Annotated in this window: 14 protein-coding genes and 2 pseudogenes; 5 read left to right on the forward strand and 11 right to left on the reverse strand. The window is 59.4% G+C overall.

Going from position 1 to position 17,225, the window contains the following annotated elements; genetic code table 11:
- Positions 1–1,341 precede the first annotated feature (1,341 nt).
- Both CO671_RS31370 and CO671_RS31385 read left to right on the forward strand, forming a co-directional pair.
- Entirely contained in the window at positions 1,342–2,328 is a 987-nt protein-coding gene (locus tag CO671_RS31370) for a nodulation protein NodZ (RefSeq protein ID WP_010025697.1), read from the forward strand.
- Between the two features lie 688 nt (positions 2,329–3,016).
- Positions 3,017–3,202, forward strand: a pseudogene (locus tag CO671_RS31385) (hypothetical protein); the annotation flags it as partial.
- Positions 3,203–3,477: 275 nt separating this feature from the next.
- On the opposite strand, the gene CO671_RS31390 reads toward CO671_RS31385, so the two are convergent.
- The 10 genes from CO671_RS31390 to ccoN form a co-directional block, all read right to left on the reverse strand.
- Complete coding sequence (locus tag CO671_RS31390) at positions 3,478–4,143, reverse strand: Crp/Fnr family transcriptional regulator (protein ID WP_011053469.1); 666 nt, start codon at positions 4,141–4,143, stop codon at positions 3,478–3,480.
- A 31-nt stretch (positions 4,144–4,174) separates the two neighbouring features.
- Complete coding sequence (gene ccoS / locus CO671_RS31395) at positions 4,175–4,333, reverse strand: cbb3-type cytochrome oxidase assembly protein CcoS (RefSeq protein ID WP_011053470.1); 159 nt, start codon at positions 4,331–4,333, stop codon at positions 4,175–4,177.
- Positions 4,330–6,600, reverse strand: coding sequence for a cation-translocating P-type ATPase (locus CO671_RS31400; protein ID WP_029875590.1), 2,271 nt, complete (start codon positions 6,598–6,600; stop codon positions 4,330–4,332). The genes ccoS and CO671_RS31400 overlap by 4 nt, the downstream gene beginning before the upstream one ends.
- Entirely contained in the window at positions 6,597–7,082 is a 486-nt protein-coding gene (locus CO671_RS31405; RefSeq protein WP_004674419.1) for a FixH family protein, read from the reverse strand. The genes CO671_RS31400 and CO671_RS31405 overlap by 4 nt, the downstream gene beginning before the upstream one ends.
- A complete protein-coding gene (gene ccoG / locus CO671_RS31410) occupies positions 7,079–8,653 on the reverse strand; it encodes a cytochrome c oxidase accessory protein CcoG (RefSeq protein ID WP_004674417.1) in 1,575 nt (524 codons plus the stop codon). Before ccoG ends, CO671_RS31405 begins: the two co-directional genes overlap by 4 nt.
- Before the next feature lie 167 nt (positions 8,654–8,820).
- Positions 8,821–9,006 carry a hypothetical protein gene (locus CO671_RS31415; protein WP_029875589.1) on the reverse strand — a complete coding sequence of 62 codons (186 nt, stop codon included), beginning with the start codon at positions 9,004–9,006 and terminating at the stop codon, positions 8,821–8,823.
- An 11-nt stretch (positions 9,007–9,017) separates the two neighbouring features.
- The gene (gene ccoP / locus CO671_RS31420; protein WP_004674413.1) at positions 9,018–9,881 is read right to left on the reverse strand and encodes a cytochrome-c oxidase, cbb3-type subunit III; all 864 of its coding nucleotides are present in this window, start codon (positions 9,879–9,881) and stop codon (positions 9,018–9,020) included.
- Position 9,882: 1 nt separating this feature from the next.
- Positions 9,883–10,035, reverse strand: coding sequence for a cbb3-type cytochrome c oxidase subunit 3 (locus tag CO671_RS31425; protein ID WP_004674411.1), 153 nt, complete (start codon positions 10,033–10,035; stop codon positions 9,883–9,885).
- Positions 10,036–10,043: 8 nt separating this feature from the next.
- A complete protein-coding gene (ccoO, locus tag CO671_RS31430) occupies positions 10,044–10,778 on the reverse strand; it encodes a cytochrome-c oxidase, cbb3-type subunit II (RefSeq protein ID WP_004674404.1) in 735 nt (244 codons plus the stop codon).
- 8 nt (positions 10,779–10,786) lie between these two features.
- Entirely contained in the window at positions 10,787–12,409 is a 1,623-nt protein-coding gene (ccoN, locus tag CO671_RS31435) for a cytochrome-c oxidase, cbb3-type subunit I (RefSeq protein ID WP_004674403.1), read from the reverse strand.
- Positions 12,410–12,650: 241 nt separating this feature from the next.
- On the opposite strand from ccoN, the pseudogene CO671_RS33940 reads away from it, so the two are divergent.
- Positions 12,651–13,368, forward strand: a pseudogene (locus CO671_RS33940) (cyclic nucleotide-binding domain-containing protein); the annotation flags it as partial.
- Positions 13,369–13,674: 306 nt separating this feature from the next.
- Entirely contained in the window at positions 13,675–14,118 is a 444-nt protein-coding gene (locus CO671_RS31445) for a pseudoazurin (protein WP_004674399.1), read from the forward strand.
- Positions 14,119–15,083: 965 nt separating this feature from the next.
- Here the strand turns inward: CO671_RS31445 and hemN are convergent.
- Entirely contained in the window at positions 15,084–16,436 is a 1,353-nt protein-coding gene (gene hemN, locus CO671_RS31460; protein ID WP_008536465.1) for an oxygen-independent coproporphyrinogen III oxidase, read from the reverse strand.
- 478 nt (positions 16,437–16,914) lie between these two features.
- Here hemN and CO671_RS31470 point away from each other — a divergent pair, with 478 nt between their 5' ends.
- Complete coding sequence (locus CO671_RS31470) at positions 16,915–17,145, forward strand: NAD(P) transhydrogenase subunit alpha (protein ID WP_225880318.1); 231 nt, start codon at positions 16,915–16,917, stop codon at positions 17,143–17,145.
- Positions 17,146–17,225 lie beyond the last annotated feature (80 nt).

Raw genomic sequence — 17,225 nt, forward strand, 5'->3', positions numbered from 1 at the left:
CTCATAATCTTTGCCGATTTGCCAAAACGATCGATCTTGCGATCAAAGTGACGATTGGTCGCGAACCCCGACCTATCGACGATTGCAAGATGATGCAATGGGCTGATCGAACGCTTATGCTAGCATTACATTCCAAAGCCACACATTTGACCCCTCTACACCACTGGCGCGCCATCGACGACTTGATTTCCGTCAAGATGCTCGTCTAATGGATCATGCCATTCAATTCGTAAAATCGATTGTTTGGATGATACCCATCCACGCCATAGATAAAATTCGAGCCACAGTTCCTGCTAACGGACCGAGCCTGTTGTCGTGGCTGACGCCGGATTTCCGTCGTCGCTCCCTTGACGAACTTATCATGGCTCGGCATTGGCGGCTTTCTAACCTACTCTGGGTAAAGCTCCGGAGCAGATTGAAACCTTCCGGAAGCCTGAAAGCGCCGGATAGAATTGATCGGCTATGGCTGTCAAACGACTCGAGGAACTAGTCCCACTTGCCGAATTGAAGAACGGACCCCATCGGTTTGCGTTTCGTTAGATCCGAGCACTGGCCCCAATCTTCCGCAGACGGTCGGAGCGTCGCTTTTGGCTAAGCCGATAACTGTCGCCCGGATGGTGACCACCGTCGAGAGGTGAAAGCAGGCGGTCCAATAATGCTGTGACGACCACGCGACTATGGATCGAGCTGTTGTCGTAGCGCGGAACACATTTGGAAAACAAACGGGCGCGATGGGCCTCCAAGTGGAGGTAACCGAGCTCGTCTGAATCAACAACCTGGGCCGCGGCACGATCATCGACTGCTTGTCCAGCGAGCCGCAGTTGTGAGACTCGCCAGCATCGCCGCCACGGTGGCAGCCGTGACGCAATGGTGGCCACACTTATCCATCAAGCGGATGGAGATTATCCAAACAATCGATTTTACGGATTCCCCAGGATGCTCCAGAAGACGCATGAAATAGAGATCAGGTAGCGGGAAAGGACGGGAATTGGCTAGATCGGCGCCACCCTCGATGAATCGGCGAAGCGCGCCAACATGAGCCGTACCGCAACGTAAGCTCCGGCCTCTCGCTCCGAGCCAAGTGCGATGCCGATGGGTTGGATCGGGTGCGAGATAAACGACTGAACGATGACGGAGGGCTATGCGGCGGCTTCAATGCCCGGACTGAAAAGGCGTATGGCGCCGCAACTTCCAGTCTGGCGTAAAATGGTAAATCTGTGCGACGAAGGGTCATGCATAAAATTGGCGGGAATCACGAGCGTTGATGCAGGTCCGGGAATTGATATGCAAAATTTCAGCAGGATTTAAGCCGATGCGCTTTTCCAGAACAAGGCAACGAACATGCTCGCTGGCGACCTGAAGAGGGATCGGTATGTTGTTTCTCGACGGCGGACTGGTTTCGGTGATTGTCTCTGGTCGCTGGCGGCAGCTTGGCGCTATGCACAGCGAACGGGGCGGACGCTGGCCATCGATTGGCGTGGCTCCTGCTATCTCAATCAACCGTTCACGAACGCTTTTACGGTGTTCTTCGAGCCGATTCAAGATATTGCTGGCGTACGGGTTATTTGCGATGACCAGATCAACCAGTTCTCATTTCCGGGACCGTTCTTCCCATCATGGTGGAACAAGCCCTCAATCGAGAGCGTTTACCGCCCCGATGAGCAAATTTTCCGGGAACGTGACGAACTGACCGAGCTTCTTCAAGCCCAGGACGATACTGATGCCAACACGGTAGTCTGTGATGCCTGTTTAATGTGGCGGTGCGACCAAGCTGCCGAACGCCAGATATTTCAGAGCCTCAACCTTAGACCTGAAATTCAGGCTCGTATTCACGCCATCTATCAGGAGCACTTCAAGGGGCGCAGTATCATCGGTGTGCACGTACGGCATGGCAATGGCGAAGATATAATGGACCATACGCCCTACTGGGCCGATCCGGAGTTGGCCTTACGCCAGGTGTGCACTGCCATCGAGAAGGCCAAAGCGCTACCGCATCGACGCCCTGTGATGGTTTTCTTGTGTACGGACAGCGCGCAGGTACGGGACCATTTACTCGGTGTGTTCCCCGATCTAATCACTATCCCGAAATGCTTCCAGGCGGCCCAGGCCGGGCCATTACACAGTGCATCGCTGGGAGTGGACGGTGGTATCTCTGCTCTTACAGAGATGTACCTTCTCGCCCGATGCGATACGGTAATTCGCTTTCCGCCGACCAGCGCCTTTACGCGCTATGCCCGTCTCTTCGTGCCACGTGTTATTGAGTTCGACTTGAAAAATCCGACTCGCTTGATCTTGACTGATGAATCGTCCGAGCATGAGCCGGCTTGATGAACCGGCACTCCGCTGAACAAATTCTCGGCGCCCTCGCAGGATTGAGGAGAGGTGTTCACTGGATCGCGATGTGGGCGCAGCACCCGACGAGACAAGGCCGGGGCGCATCTTCTCCTAGCGTCTCGCGCGTCCAAAGGCTTGCCGGATCATTGTTGTGAAGGGTAGCTATTGGGCGCCTTCGGTGAATGGAAACGGCACCGTGCGCTCGACCCGCACCATTGGCATAGCAAGCTCGCACGTCGGCGATTCCGATGGGATGAGGACGTTCGCGCGCCACAGCCTCGTCGGCGCCTTAGCCGACGCCCTGCCTGATGCGAGGGCGTTCGTCGGGCTTGGTCGACAGATCGCCATCAAGCTGATTTCGTGCTCTATGCGGTCGTGGGCGTGGCCGGTGCCGTTCTTTATTCCCGCATCCCGACACGTCTGGCAAACCGCGCGACCACAGAAGCCGCCGCCGCGCTAGGTCCTTAGCGCCCATCGTCCTTGCAACTCGCAACTCACTCAGCCTCGACGCATTCGCAGGCGTGATAACGCCGGCTGCGAAAGACAGAAGATGCACTGTTGTAGTCTCCGGCTCCCGCCGCTGCTTGCATGACGGCTTGCGCCAGTCGTTGACAAAACTCAATTGGCCAGCCAGCATTTCCGTTGCCCGGCCATTTGTAATGATTAAGTCTGAGGTGGTGCCATGCCTCGCATGATCAGGTTCATACTCACGCGTTTGGCGACGGGGTTCGCAATTGGATCCGCCGTGGGCTTCTTCGTTTGGCAAAATGGATTTGCCGCGGCAGGCACGCTTGAGAATTATCTCGCGAAGGGCCTGTTCATCTACCTCTTCGCAAGCACCATCAGCATGGGTTATCTCGCGACGGCCCCTCGAAGAATAGCGCCGGACGCTCTCCGTCGCATGTTGGTGCTCGTTGCGCCCGTTCGTCTGCACTTCCCTATTAAGCCCGCCAGTCCGACGGTATCCGCATGTGTCGTCAGCGCCACCGTTGATGCGGACAAGGCCTGAAGCAAGCGATGAAGACAGTCGAGATCACAAAAACAATCCGTCCTGGTGCTTTTTTGCGCCTGGCCATAACGGAGCAAGCGATCGCCATATTGACGGTTGTCGAATTCCGGCGCGGTTATCGCCCTGCCCCGAGGTCAGCACGCCTTCCGCAGCAGATCGACGCTGTCAACCACGACGACCCTGCCTCTGACTTCGACCCCTGCAGGACCGAGGGCAGCGAAAGCCCGCGAAAGGGCTTCGGGCGCAACCCCGAGTTTGCCGGCCAGAATTCTTTTCCGGTAAGGCAGGCGAAAGGTGGCCTGCGATGCTGAGGCCGGGCAGCGGCTGACGAGGTAATTCGCAACACGCTGTGCAGCCGTGTGCAGCCGGTCTCCCGCTATGCAATCCATGGCACCGAGCAGATGCCGGGCCATGATGCGCATGACGTTGCGACGCATGACGGGGTCCCGGTCGGCAAGCGCCCGCAACTCCACAAGGTCGAACAACGCGACCTCTGCGCCGTCGGCGGACCATGCGCTGTAGGTGTAGGAGCCGCCTGCCGACAGGAGATATTCACCGAACGTCTCACCCGGTTCGCAGATGCAGATATCTGCCTGGCGCCCCGCGGATTCCGACTTCGAAAGTCGCACGAAGCCGCGCATCACGCAATAGACGAACGACGCCTGCTGGCCCTCGGCGATGATCCGCTCGTCCGGTGCGAAGATCTGGAACTGAGCCGTGTCGGCCAGTTCTTCTATCCTTGCTTTGTCCAGGCCGTGAAACAGGTCAGATCGCAAAAGTATGGGATGTCTCGATAGCATCGATCTTCCTTTCGTTTCGGCCGTGAGCGGTTCAAGGTCTTTTGCAATCGGTTTCGTCCTCGACGAGGATTCGCCAAGCTGCTCCTTCAAGGTCCTCGTACTGGCGGCTCGTCAGCGACCAGAGGAACGCCAGGAGACCCATTCCCCCCATCAGCAGTGCGATCGGCATCAGATAGATCAGCATGTTCATGCGGTTTCAACTTCCGCACGTCCGCCGGCAAGCGGCTCGCTCCGTAGGCCGAAGGCATTTAATCGCAGCGCATTCGTCACGACGATGATCGACGAAGTCGACATGGCCACCGCCGCTATCAGCGGCGTTGCCAGGCCGGCGATTGCGATCGGTACCGCAAGCACGTTGTAACCGATGGCGAGAGCAAAGTTCTGGCGAATGAGGCTGGCGGATCTTCGTGCAACGGCGATTGCCTCAGGAACGGCATCGAGACGATCGTTGAAGAAGATAAGGTCGGCGGCTTGCCTGCCGACGTCGGATGCGGTTGCAGGCGCCATCGAGACCTGCGCGGCGGCCAGCGCCGGTGCGTCGTTGATCCCGTCGCCGACCATGAGCACGCGATAGCCCTCGGCGCCCAGCCTCTGGAGTTCCTCGACCTTCTGTTTCGGCCCCAGGTCGCCCAGAGCTTTGCCGATACCGAGAGCCCGCGCTGTGTTGTCGACGACGGCCTGCCTGTCGCCGGATACTATCAACGTTTCGATACCGGCTGCAGCGAGCTGGCGGAAAGTCTCCGCGGCGCCCGGACGAAGCGTGTCGTCAAACAGGAAACGGGCGAGATCGACGCCGTTTTTCGACAGGACCACCTCCGAAAACGGAGTATCGCCCGCGGGCGTGAGCCCGGTTCCGCAGGCAAAGGCCCGGTTGCCGAGCCGATAGAAGTCCGCTCCTTGCCAGGCTTCCAGCCCCCCGCCGGCGATTTCCGTGACCCTGTCGAAGGCGAAGGGGTAAGAGATGTCTATGTCCCGCACCAGACCCTGGGAAAGCGGATGCCGTGAATGCGCCGCCATTGCGCAAACGATGGCTCTATTGCCCGCGATCGAGTCGATTCGGACGAGGCGGGGCCGGCCCATCGTCAGGGTGCCGGTCTTGTCGAAGGCCACGATGTCCGCGTCGGCCAGTCTTTCGAGCGCCGAACCGTCCTTCACCACGATGCCCCTGCGGAAAAGTTCGCCGGCGGCGACCACCTGGACCACCGGTACAGCAAGGCCCAATGCGCAGGGGCATGTGATGATCAGCACCGCGACCGCGACCAGCATGGCCTGTTTCCAATCGCCCCCAAGCAAGCCCCAGGCGAGAAAGGAGGCCAGCGCCAACAGGTGCACGGCGGGAGAATAAAGTGCTGCGGCGCGATCGGCGACCCGGCGATAACGAGCCCTGCCGCCCTCGGCCGCTTCCATCAGGCCGATGATCTCGGAAAGAAGCGAATCCCTTGCCACTTTGGTCGCCCGCAGGACGAGCGAACCGGTCAGGTTCATCGCACCCGAATTCAGCGCGCTGCCTGCGGCGACGGCGACCGTGCTGCTTTCACCGGTGACGATGGAGAGGTCAACATCGCTCTCGCCGCTGACGATCATGCCATCGACGGGAATGCGTTGGCCGGCGGCAATCGCGATGTTATCCCCGACGGCGATCTCTTCGACCGGGATGTAGTGCCGCGACCCGTCCGGCATCATCAGCTGCGCCCCGCGCGGCGCCAGTCTGGCAAGCCCGTTGATCGCGGCGCGGGCTTTTTCCCGCATCACATGATCGAGGGTTCTGCCGATCAGCAGGAAGAACAGCAGAGACACCGACGCGTCGAACCAGGCATGTTCGCCATGGTGCATGGTTTCCCATAGGGAGACCGCATAGGACAGCGTCACTGCAAGCGAGATCGGAACATCCATGTTGGTGCGCCTACGCTTGAGCCCGCTCCAGGCCGATTTGAAGAAGAAGCGTCCACCATAAACCAGCGCCGGCGCCGCGATCATCGCCGAGATCCAGTGAAACATGTCGCGCGTGGCCGCATCGGCGCCCGACCATACCGACACCGAGAGCATCATGATGTTGGCGGCCGCAAAGCCGGAAACTCCAATCGCCAGCAGTAGCTGGTTCCGGATCCTGTCGGTTTCGGGTGCTGTCGACGTGATGAGATGGGCGCGGTATCCGGCCAAGGTGATCGCGGCGAGGATTTCGGAGGGATCGGTCGCCTTCGCCTCGATCTCTTCCTGATAGACGCAGGTGACACGCCGGGCGGTGAGATTGACCCGGGCTTTCCTGACGAACGCAAGCGCCGACAGCGCTTTTTCGAGGGTCAATATGCAGCCGCCACAGTGGACGTCGGGTACGCTGAGGTCGATCTGGCGTAACCCTGCCCCGAGCGGGTGGCTTGCAAGGCATACCTCCTCGGCGCTGGCGGATGTCGCGCTGAGGCCGAGAACGCTTTCCGCATCCATCGAGCAGCAGGTCATTGGCGGAACTCCGCGGTGTCGAAGCGTTTGGCCTCATGCATGACGACCGCCCCGTTCATTCTCGATATGGCCTCGACGATCCAGTCGCCGGCGACAACCTGGTGATCGGCTTCGAACCGCCCTTCGCCCGTCTTCCGGAGCGTCACGCGGAAATCCTCATGATCGCCGACGGGCCGTTTGAAGTTCAGCGTGACATCATCGATGATCGCAGGCGTGCCGGCCTTGTCGTGGATGTCGTAACGGATTTGGATGCCCTTAACGACGAGCGCGCCCTCGACGCCGGAGGCGGCCATTGCCTTCATCGCTGCCGCCCTGGTGTTGAATTCCTGGCTGGCCACATAGGTGTTTTCCACGACGATGCCACTCCAGCTGGACGCAGCATAGAAGGCCATGGTGGCGTTTACGGCGATCACTACGGCGAAGAATGCCGAGGTGGCAAGCAGCACGTGCAAGCCGGTAAAGCCCTGAGTAGAAGTCTTCATTTCACGTCTCCCGGCGCGTTGAACGCGGCGCGATAGCTCGCCCGGTCGGCTTGACCTGCGTCTTGACCTATATCTTCGATGACGAAGAGGAATTCGTTGATCTCTGCCCCGTCTGGGGCGCGCGTGACGAAGACCTTGAGCGTCGTGGCCGCGTCGGGTTCGACGTGAGCGGTGAAGCTGCGGGCATCCTGCCTGCCGAACTCGGGAATGCGCATTGTGCCCCCCTCCAGCCCGACGAGGGTGATGGTCACGTCCCGCGGCTTCGGCACCATGTTGAGGACATGCAGCGTGTAGCCGTTTCGGATGGAGCCGTCGCTTTCCAGAACATATTGAGGGTTCCGGTCGTGGATAACGTTGAGCCTGAGCCGATCGCGTAAGGCGAGATGGACGACCATGGCGACGCCGATCGATGCCCAGACGACACCGTAGAAGACAATTCTTCGGCGGAAGATGATGCGCCAGTCGAAATTCCGGACAGCTGGCATGAAGCTTCCGTCGTCGTTTCGGACATTGGAGGGCTGGATGGCTGTCCGTCCTCCGTCAGTAGCAAGCGACATGTTGCTCGAATATTCCTTGAGCGTCGCATAGGCGATCAGGCCGTGTGGCTTCCCGAGCTTGTCCATGACGCCGCCACAGGCGTCGATGCAGAGGGCGCATGTGATGCATTCCATCTGCTGGCCGTCGCGGATGTCGATCCCCATCGGGCAGACGGCGACGCAGGCATTGCAGTCCACGCAATCGCCCACCGGCAGACCCTGAGCCTTCTTGCCATGGCGCGACCGCTGCTCGCCCCGCCAGTCGTTGTAGGTGACAACAAGCGAATTCTCATCCAGCATCGCGCCCTGAATGCGCGGCCACGGACACATATAGGTGCATGTCTGTTCGCGCATGAGGCCGCCAAGCACATAGGTCGTCGCGGTCAGGGTGGCGATCGTGGCATACGCAGCGGCAGGAGCGCTGCCGTCAAACAGTGAAGCCGCCAGGCTCGGCGCGTCGGCAAAATAGAAGATCCATGCTCCGCCCGTGGCGACGGCGATCAGCAACCAGATCGCGTGCTTGATCACCCGCTTCCTGAGCTTGTCGAAAGTGAAGGGGTCGGCATCGAGCTTCATCCGAGCGTTTCGGTCGCCTTCGACGGCGCGTTCGACGACGATAAAGAGATCGACCCAGACGGTCTGCGGACAGGCATAGCCACACCAGGCGCGGCCGACAGCGGCGGTGAGGAGAAAGAGGCCGAAGCCCGCCATGACGAGCAGGCCCGCCACATAGTAGAATTCCTGCGGCCAGATCTCGATGAAGAAAAAGAAGAAGCGCCGCGAGGCGAGGTCGACGAGGATTGCCTGATTGGGCGCATAGGGACCGCGGTCCCAGCGAATCCACGGCGCGAGGTAATATGTGCCAAGCGTGAGCAGCATCAAGACCCATTTGAACCGGCGAAAGGGCCCTTCGGCTCGTTTCGGAAAGATCTTCTTGCGCGGCGCATAGAGAGACTGGCGGTTGCGCCGGGCGTTGACGGGTTCGACGCGAACGTGGTCAATGTCATTTAGATTAGGGCGGGTATAGAGATTCATAGGACCTGTCCGATTTTCACCACTCTTTTCCCAGCCGTGGCGGATCCGTTCCTTGATGCAGATCAAGAACGACCGTGCAGAAGCGAAAAGGCCACGCCCCAGAGTAAGGGCGTGGCCGGAGGACAGCGGCGGAGAAACCGCTGGGACGTCCTCCACAGGAGCTGAAACTATCGGCTCGTCTGCTTGTGGTCTTTGAGGCAGATCAAACTCACCATCGAATTGCCGATTTTTGCCGGGTCGTCCTGCTCCGAAGACGCAGGCATCTGTTGGGCGCGGGCTGAGACACGCGATCGGATAACAGTACGCGGCGCGCCGTAGAGAGGGAGGATCGGATTGCGGTCGTGGGCTGTCATGTCTTTTCTCCTTACGTGCCGCCGCCGAGCGCATGAACGAAAATAGTAAGCTCGTTTACCGTTGTGTCCCCCAGGCGCGCTGCCCAGGCAGGCATTACGCCATGTTTGGGAGAGGCAACCTGACGAAGGATGGCGTCTTCACCCCGCGACTTCAGCCAGATTGCGTCGGCGAGATCCGGCGCACCCATTTCCACCTTTCCTTTGGCGTCCTCGCCGTGACATGGGGCGCAATTGTCGAAGAAAACCTGTTTTCCGGCCGCCGCCAGACCGACATCCGAGGGCGTATTGGTCAGCCCCCAGACAAAGGCGGCGACCTGCTTCATCTGGATGGGCTCCAGAACACCGGCAAAGGGCGGCATTTCGGAGGAATGGCTATCCGTATCGCCGTCGAAGCGGATGCCATGAGAGATCGTGGCCTGGATGGCATTCAGATCCCCGCCCCACAGCCAGTCGTCGTCGTTGAGATTCGGAAACCCCGGACCGCCGCTCGCTCCCGATCCATGGCAGGGCGCGCAGTTCACCTTGAAAGCGGATGCGCCGCCAGCGATCGCGAATTTACGAAGAGCAGGATCCGCGTCGATCTCCTCCACTGTCTTGGCAGCGATCAGGTCATGGAACTCCGTCTGCGATGACTTAGCGAGATTGAGGTCCTGCTGCAGCTCGGCGCGCGTTGAATAACCGAGATAGCCGTTAGTGGCGGAAGTGATCATCGGGATGGCCGGGTAAGCGATGGCGTAGCCGATCGCCCAGAGGATCGTCACGTAGAAGGTCCAGATCCACCAGCGCGGCATGGGATTGTTGAGCTCTTGGATGCCGTCCCATTCATGACCCGTCGTTTCGACGCCGCTCAGTTCATCGATATGCTTTTGCGACATCTCAATCGTCCTTCAAGGGAATATCGGCGGCATCTTTGGCCGTCTGCTTGCTACCTGGGCGAAGGGTGAGCATGACCGCGCCGACGAAGAATGCGGCCATTGCCAGGAGGCCCCAGCTGTCGGAGAAGTGTCTCATTGCAGTGTAAGTTTCCATGGATCACCTCACCGGTAGCCGGTCGCGTCGTCATAGGTCGAGAAATTAACCAGCGTTCCGAGCATCTGCAGGTAGGACACCAGCGCGTCCATCTCGGTCAGCCGGGTTGGATCGCCGTCGAGATCGCCGACATTCGCATTTGGGTAGCGCTTGAGTAGAGCCGCCGTGTCCGCGTTCGGATCGGCCTGGGCTCTCATGTCGGCCTCGGCATTCGCCAGCATGTCGTCGCTGTAAGGCACGCCCACGTCCTCATTGGCCTTGAGGTCCTCTCCGATACTCCTGACCGTCACCTCCTTCTCTTCGAGGAAGGCGTAGCTCGGCATGATTGATTCCGGCACCACGGCCCGCGGATTTGCGAGATGCTGGACGTGCCATTCGTTCGAGTAACGCCCCCCGACGCGGGCCAGATCGGGCCCTGTCCGCTTGGATCCCCATTGGAACGGGTGGTCGTACATCGATTCCGCGGCGAGCGAATAATGGCCGTAACGTTCGACCTCATCACGGAACGGCCGGATCATCTGGCTGTGGCAGAGATAGCAGCCTTCACGGATGTAGATGTTCCGTCCGGCGAGCTCTAGCGGCGTGTAGGGCCGCATGCCTTCCACTTTTTCGATCGTGTTCTGCAGGTAGAACAGCGGTGCGATTTCAACGATGCCGCCAATGCTGACGACCAGCAGCGAGCCGACCAGAAGAAGCGTCGCGTTCTTCTCGAGGGTCTTATGTTTATCAAGTAACGATGCCATGTCTCACCTCACTCGGCAGGCTGTGCCTGGGGCACCAAACTGGTCGGGATTGGCGCTTCGTCGCGCAGGTGGCCGCGGATCGTCATGAACACGTTCCAGGCCATGACGAGGCCACCCGCTAGGTAGAGTGCTCCGCCGACGGCACGCAGCACGTAATAGGGGATCATCGCCGCGACCGTTTCAGCGAAGGAATAGACGAGGAAGCCCTGGGAATTGTATTCTCGCCACATCAGCCCCTGCTGGATGCCCGCGACCCAGAGCACCGCGGCGTAGATCACGATCCCGAGCGTCGCGAGCCAGAAGTGCCAGTTGACCATCCGCAGGCTGTAGAGGCGCTCGCGCCCCCACAGTTTCGGCGTCAGGTAGTATATCGCCCCGAAGGTGATCATACCCACCCAGCCAAGTGCTCCGGAATGCACGTGACCGATCGTCCATTCGGTATAGTGGCTGAGCGAATTGACAGCCTTTATCGACATCATCGGGCCTTCGAAGGTCGACATCCCATAAAATGCGATGGCGACGATCATCATCCGGATGATCGGGTCGGTGCGAATTTTGTCCCAGGCGCCCGAAAGGGTCATCAAACCGTTGATCATGCCGCCCCAGGAGGGCATCCAGAGCATGACGGAGAAGACCATTCCGAGCGTCTGCGCCCAGTCAGGCAGCGCCGTGTAATGCAGATGATGCGGGCCGGCCCAGATATACATGAAGATCAGGGCCCAGAAGTGGATGATCGACAGCCGGTAGGAATAAACCGGCCGGTTGGCCTGCTTCGGCACAAAATAGTACATCATCCCCAGGAAGCCGGCGGTGAGGAAGAAGCCGACGGCGTTGTGGCCGTACCACCATTGGGTGAGTGCATCCTGGACGCCGGAGAAGAGAGAATAGCTCTTGGAGCCGAGGAACGACGCCGGAACAGCGAGGTTGTTGACCACATGCAGCATCGCAATGGTGACTATGAAGCTGAGATAGAACCAGTTTGCCACGTAGATATGCGGCTCTTTGCGCTTCAGGATCGTTCCGAGATAGACGGCCAGATAGGCGACCCAGACGATGGTAAGCCACAGGTCGACGTACCATTCGGGCTCGGCATATTCGCGCGACTGATTGATGCCGATCACGTAGCCGGTCGCAGCCATCACGATGAACAGCTGGTAGCCCCAGAAGACGAACCAGGCGAGTGTTCCTCCGAAGAGACGCGCGCGACAGGTGCGTTGCACCACATAGAAGGATGTCATGATCAGCGCGTTGCCGCCGAAGGCGAAGATCACCGCCGATGTGTGAACCGGCCGCAATCTTCCGAAATTCCAATAGGGCGCGATGTTGAGGTCGGGAAAGGCGAGCTGCAGCGCGATGATCACGCCGACGAGGAAGCCGACGACGCCCCAGAACACCGTAGCGATCAGGCCGTAGCGGATTACCTCGTCGCAATAGCCCGTAAGCTCTGTTTTGCGCTGTTGGCCCGTCGGCGAAAACTCTGCGTTTCTGACAAGCAGCAGCGTTCCCGCAACCAGGCAGAGGCAAAGTATACCCATATGGACTGCAAACAGATGATCGTGCGCGAATGCGGCCGCGAGCAGCGCCAGAAACGCTGCGACCGCGATCACCATCGTTTCTGTCGTGTAATTCATGATGTCGTCTCCAGTGCGCAGACGACCGCCTCGCGGCCGGCTTTCTCGGATTTCGAGGCAGGACTGTCACGAAGACGGGAACGGCTCCTTGATCTACATCAACAAGCGGACTGGAAGCGGTGGACGAACCGACGTTGTTACACTCTGTTGCAAACTTCCCCCTTTGGCACCGCCCGCTTACTCCCGTGTGACGCAGCTGCTTTCTACCGCACCCACTGCCACAAGGGGCGATGAAGATGCTGTGCAGAACAACCACGCGTTCGACAATGGCGCGAAGGGGCGCGAAGCCATACATGCCGGCCAATCCCTCTCTTCGCTGTTCGTAGGCTCGGCGGCCGAGGCCGTCGCAGCCGGTAAGGCGATTTGGTGGGAGGGTGATAAGCAACCATCTTGTCCAGGTGGAAGAAGGTGTCGTGCGCCTGCTTCGTATCATCGGCGAAAGATCGTCGGGTGATAATCGCTCTTCAATTCGCCGGCGATCTCAACGGCGCGTCGCTGCAAAACGATTTCCTATTTACGGCTGAGGCCGTCACGAAATGCAAGATCCGCCGGATATCGCACATGAGTTTCCACGGGGAAGTCGCTCGGTCTAATGCGCTCGCTCGACCTAGCTCTCGTTGCTCTGGCAGGAGGCGGCCGCTTCGCATGAACAGATGGTGCTGTTGCCGAAGAAGAACGCCGAGGAGCGCCCCTGCAGCTTCATCGTGAAGCTTGCATTCCGGCGCAACCCGCGTCCGCCAAGGTCCGTTGCGCGTTTCCATGAATCGTCAAGACATTGCGGATCATCTCGGCCTGACCATTGAGACCCTGGCCCACACCGTTACGAAACTTGCGTCGCGCAACATCGTTATTCCCGAGGGCAGGCACGACCTGCGGAACGTCAATCTTGCCCGCTGGTACGGTTATCGGGCGACACTGATGATTTTTCCGAGGATTTCTGTCAGAGGGTAAACCTCAACACACGCGACAAGCCGCGGGATCGACATTCATGCCCTCCGCGAACTTCTCGACGCGATATGAGCTCAGTCACGGCAATCCTAAGCTGTTCAGCAGCGCCGACGTTCGCCGAGCGTGCTTGTCCTTCGGTGATTCCTACATCGCTTGCAGGCTGCCATGTCCCTCGCAAGGGCGCTGGGCAAGCAGGCAAAAATTGGGACCTTCTGCCTTTTTTCCCCGAATTTGACGGGCGTCAAAGAGCCCAATTCCGGCATCTGCTAAGACACATTCATGAGGCTGATTGGGTCTCGCAGAAAAGGAGCTTGCAAATGCGGTTAAAATTCGGTCTGATCGCTGCAGCGGCAGCCTTGATTGTTTCGGCAGCGCCGTTGATGGCGGCCGACCACCAGGTTCGGATGCTCAACAAAGGCACGGAAGGCGCGATGGTGTTCGAGCCTGGCTTCCTGAAGATCGCCCCCGGCGACACCGTCACCTTCATCCCCACCGACAAGGGCCACAACGTCGAAACCTTCAAAGGCCTCATTCCGGATGGCGTTGCCGACTTCAAGTCAAAGCCGAATGAGCTATATCGCGCGAAATTCGATGTTCCAGGCGTCTATGTCCTGAAATGCACCCCACATTCCGGCATGGGCATGGTTGCCCTGATCCAGGTGGGTGACAGTCCGCCCAATCTCGAAGCGATCAAGACTGCAAAGGTGCCGAACATGGTGCGCAAGCGGCTCGATGCCGACCTCACAAACATCACCCAGTGAGACACAGCAGGTGCGGATGACCGCGCAGCCCATGACGATGGCTTTCGTGGCAGCTGTTTGCCTCGCCAGGAGCAGCTGATGCTCAGTGAGCATCGAGCAGAGCCAGGCGCTGTCAGGCAAGACGTCCAAGGCAGTGGTCGGACACGGTTGTCGGCAAAGCCGATGCCGAAACCTGGTGGGACCGTCGAGAAAGTGAATGTGGCCTGTGAAAAGAGCTATGATCTGCACGGCAGACCTGTGAAGGAACGCGTGGGCAAGATCACTAGCCCGGCGGCAATCTCGCTGACGACGAATATAACGAGGTCGTTTTTTTGCGCGGCAGTCGCGAAGGAGATGCCAGCCAAAACCCGGGGTCTCGTTCTGGTTACCCAAGAATTGCACGGAAGGCGCCGTCGAACGTTTGATCGAAATCCCCGCGGCAGGCAAGTCCTACAACTAGGAGACCCCTGCCTCGTCCTTCGACGTGCTCGAACAACCGCGTTCGTGAGAGGGCGAGAGCCGTCGATCATGTGGCGCTCGGTAGCTCACCTCGCGAAAAGGCTCCTTCAGGCGCCTGCGCGGCCGCCATAATCGCGATGGGCACAACTCTGCGGACCGGCGCTTGCCCACGCCACCTTAAAGGTTCGACGTCAGTCGCCAACGATACCCTGGGCCGGGGCCTGCCGAGATCGAGCTGTATTTGAATGAGCCGAAAAGCTCGACGATAACGACCTCGACGTCCAGGCGGTGATACGGGCGCCCATCTACTTGTGACAGGGCGGCCCGATGACCGTATTTGTGAGTGCGCCCGCCCTGCTTCACACGAACTTGCGACGTCGATCCTCCTCGACGTGCCGTTGTCGACGGGACTCCTGGGAAGATAACTGCAGGGTCCTCGATCGAGAAACGGGAACTCGATGTCTTCTCGCGCGGCCTTTGATGCGTTTCGTGTCGCCGGAACCGATGCACACTTCCGGCGACAAGTACTAGGCTGCCTTGCTGTGCGTGTGCCCGTGCGAGCTAAAATAGGCGTCGAATGCCGCCGCGACTGCACGGACCATGAAGCGCGCCTCCTCGCATACGACAATCCGCTCACCGCTGATCGTCACGACGCCGTCGGCCATGAGCTCGCCGAGACGGTCGTTGCGCTCGACAAGGAAGCCGGTGTCGAAACCCGATCCGCTGCTCAACTGGCCGAGATCGGCTTCGAAATCGCACATCAGCCTCTCGATGACCCTCGCCCGAAGCTTGTCCTCCTCGCTGAGAAGATATCCCTTGGCGGTCGGCAGCACCCCGAAGGCAATTCGCTCGGCATAGAGGCCGAGAGGCACGTGGTTCTGCATATAGCCGGCCGGCAGCCGCCCGATCGCAGATGCGCCGAGGCCGATCAGGCTATCGCAATCATCCGTGGTATAGCCCTGGAAGTTTCTCCTCAGCGTTCTGTTGCGCGCGGCGAGCGCCAACTGATCGTTCGGCAGTGCAAAATGATCGAGCCCAATGCGCAGATATCCGGCCTTCTGGAGCTCCTCGGCGATCACTTCCGCCTGCTCGTTCCGCTGTTTTGCGTCCGGCAGCGATGCTTCGTCGATCAGGCGCTGATGTTTCTTAAAAGCGGGTATGTGAGCGTAACCGAAAACGGCGAAACGTTCGGGACGCAGTTCTGCAGCCAGCCGGACCGTCTCGATGCAAGATTGGACAGTCTGTTTCGGAAGGCCATAAATTAGGTCGAAGTTGATGCTGCTGACGCCTGCTGAGCGCAACCCGGCGACCGCCCTTTCCGTCTGCTCAAAGGATTGCAGCCGCTTGATACCGGCCTGCACGATCGGATCGTAGCTCTGGACGCCGAGGCTTGCGCGGTCGACGCCGTTTTCGGCGAGCGCATCGATCATGGGGGCGACCAATGTGCGAGGGTCGATCTCGACTGCGACGCCGGCTTTCGCTTCAAACGTGAAGGCACTCCTGAGCTTTGCCATTAGAGCCGAAAATTCCTGCGGCTTCATGACCGACGGCGTGCCGCCGCCGAAATGCACGTACTTGACGGGCACGTCGTTTCCGGCCGCAAAAGAGACGAGCTCGATCTCTTCCTTCATCACGTCGAGATAGTCGGCGACCGGAGCGTCTTGCCGGGTGATGGTCGTGTGGCAGCCGCAGTACCAGCATATCGAACGGCAGAACGGGACGTGGAGATAAACCGAAACCGGGCCAGCCGCGGCGATATGGGCGAGATTGCCGGCATATTCATCCGGCCCCACGGCTGCAGAAAAAGCCGCCGCCGTCGGGTAACTCGTATAACGCGGAACCCGCGCATCGCCGTATTTGGCGATCAGATCATCAGACATTTTCGCATCCCTTTTCAAAACAGGATGCTTTATGACCTCCGGCCGCGCCGGCTTCCTTGTCCCAAATCAATGATGACGTCTCAGGCCAGAATCAGCCGGATCTTTGTCCGCTGTGAAAGTCAGCACTTTCGAACCCGCCTAACATCTCGTTCTGACATGGGTCGAGCCGCGGTCCCGGCTGTTCGAAGAGACGTGCCACAAGGAAATGAGCAAGAATGACTGATACGCAAAACGGGTGAAACAAATTGGTGTCCGCGTGCTGTCGCCGGTCGAGCCATCCCACGGTTTCGGCTCGCTCCATGCGCTGGCCCCCGGCGATAGTTTGTTGATCGCCAGTGGAACTGGTGCCGGCCTAACGGCGGGAATCTCGAGCGAAGCCTACCGAAACGCGGAAGTCGTGGTCGTTTTCCAATTCCACAGGCCCTCGCCGCGGCCGCCGACGTGATCGTCAAGGTGCGCCTCGATCAATGAGGTCGCCCTGCTGTCGCCTGAAAAGACGCTGATCGCTTTCTTCTATCCCGCAGCCAACAATGAGTTGCTCAAGCGGGCTCTGCATTCGGGCGCGAATATAAGCGCCATAGACATGGTCCCGCGCATCAGCCGTGCACAGAAGATGAATGGGAAAGATCGGGGTTACCGGGCGGTCATCGAAGCGAGTGCGAACTTCAGGTGTTTCTTCACCGGGCAGATCACCGCGCGGTATTTCTAGGGTCTCCTCAGTTTTACGTCGCCTTGAGGTCCGTCAGCACCTTGTCAAAAGCATCCTTGACCGGCTTTGAGATTTCCTCC

Source organism: Rhizobium sp. M10, assembly GCF_002531955.1.
Classification (GTDB): domain Bacteria; phylum Pseudomonadota; class Alphaproteobacteria; order Rhizobiales; family Rhizobiaceae; genus Rhizobium; species Rhizobium etli_C.